Here is a 1,779-nt window from a genome sequence, read left to right on the forward strand (position 1 = left end):
GTGCTCTATGGCCTCGCTTTGACCACTCTGCCAAGCACGAACTGCCGTGCTCAACGTCTCAGGATAGACGAGCCGCCGCGACTCCTCGCCGGTCGTCGGATCTGCGACGACAGGATAGTTGGCGCGGTCGAGAGACGCATAGAGGAGCTGGAACTCGAGTGAGGCCTTGGCATCCTCGGGAAGCGTCCAGGTCGGGATCAGAGCCTGGAGCCGGCGGGCGACTTCGTCGTCGCGGATCACCAGATCGATCGCGACATCGACCAGCTTCAACCGCCGATGAGGCGCAAGCGTCCAGTCCCGAGCGAAGTCGAATACCCCCTCGCCTGCCTGCAGCCAGCTCCATCCGATGAAATTGTAGTTGATATGCTTCACGCGATCGCTGTCCCAGAAGAACAGAGCCGGAAAGGTAAGGAGCGGCGCGAGTGGCCCCGCAAGAAGCGTTGGCCGGTATTTCGCGATGTTGACGAGGACGCTGACAAAGGCCGCGGAATTGCCGTCAAGCAGCAGCCTGTCGACGTCCGCCGAGATGTCTTCGCCTGCGTCGATGCGGATGATCAACCATCGCTCCAGAGCATCGAGCGCGCAGTAGAGGTTGCCATTGCGCATCGAGTCGTTGGACTGAACCCAACCGAAGACCTCACTCCAGCCAGCAAGATGCCGCTCCGTGTCATCTCCCAGTTGGAGCGTGACGCTTGGGATCTGTCGCTGCCCGTCATGTGAGCGCGCCGCAACCCAGCGTTCAGTACAGAAGTTTACGAGCTTGATCAGCGCACCGAGGGCTTCAACGGGTGCCGATTGCAGGAAGGGAAAGAAAGCGCTCTTCCAGAACGCCGTTGGATACGCATCGCGGGGAAAGTCGAGACCAAGGTCGACCTCGAACCTGTCATGGCGGCCTTCGGGGCGGTCCTCGATGATGAGGGCAAGCAGAATTTCGGCGGCGATCTCCGCCCTTACCTCCATAAGAGGCCGCAAAGCTCCAGCCTCGAGGCACGAATTGCGAAAGTCCATGTCGACGGCATGGCTCGCCCCGAGAGGCCAGGGCGGCAGGCGCTCGCTGTACGAACCAATGAACCGCGGAATCTGCCTCTTGCGTTCCTGCCGGGCCTTGTAGAGCTGGTCAGTTTTCAGACGCTCAGCACGCGCCTCTGCCTGTTTGCGCAGGACCTGGTCTATGCGCTGCGCTACGTCTGGATCGAGATCTCTTCGTCCCGCGAGCTCAAGCGCCCAGCCCCCTATTTCTTCTGGAAGGTCCGCGGCTCCGGCGAGCGGAGCCGTGTAGAGCGAGGTCTCGTGCATAAGGTAGGCGACCCCATGCCCTTTCTCGACCTGTACGGTCCTCGCCATCGCTAGAGCCAGTTCGGCCAGTTCGCGCCGAAAGGGCATGGGCACATTGTGCTGGATCTCGGGCGGAGTCCTCGTGAGCCACGTCTCGATGACCTGCGCGAGCGCGGGCAATACGAGTCCACTTAGTTGTTCGCGTTGGGCAAGCAGGAAGCGGAGAAGCGGCGGCCAACGCGTGAAGATGACGGAACGAAATTTCGCTTCGAGATAGAGCCCGATGGTGGATGCCCGCGGCTGCGAACCAACGGTGGGGACGGTAGCCGTGTGATGAAATCGTGTAAGCAGGCGCGTAAGTGTCGATGCGTTGCCCTCAAGCAGCATATCGACCCGTTCCGTGAGGAAGCGCTCGGCGTCAGGGTCGAGATAGATCGCGTCGAGAAGGACGTCGCCCGCGAGCATATTCTCGATATCTGACGCCGAGCGCTTCCTCACGGAAGC

1 protein-coding gene is annotated in these 1,779 nt (G+C 61.3%); it reads right to left on the reverse strand.

The genetic code is table 11. From position 1 onward, the window contains the following. Nucleotides 1–1,740 (reverse strand): hypothetical protein (locus WH91_RS06755; RefSeq protein ID WP_046170240.1); only part of this gene is annotated, 1,740 nt, incomplete at its 3' end. Nucleotides 1,741–1,779: the final 39 nt, after the last annotated feature.

This window comes from Devosia psychrophila (genome assembly GCF_000971275.1).
GTDB classification, from domain to species: Bacteria; Pseudomonadota; Alphaproteobacteria; order Rhizobiales; family Devosiaceae; genus Devosia; species Devosia psychrophila.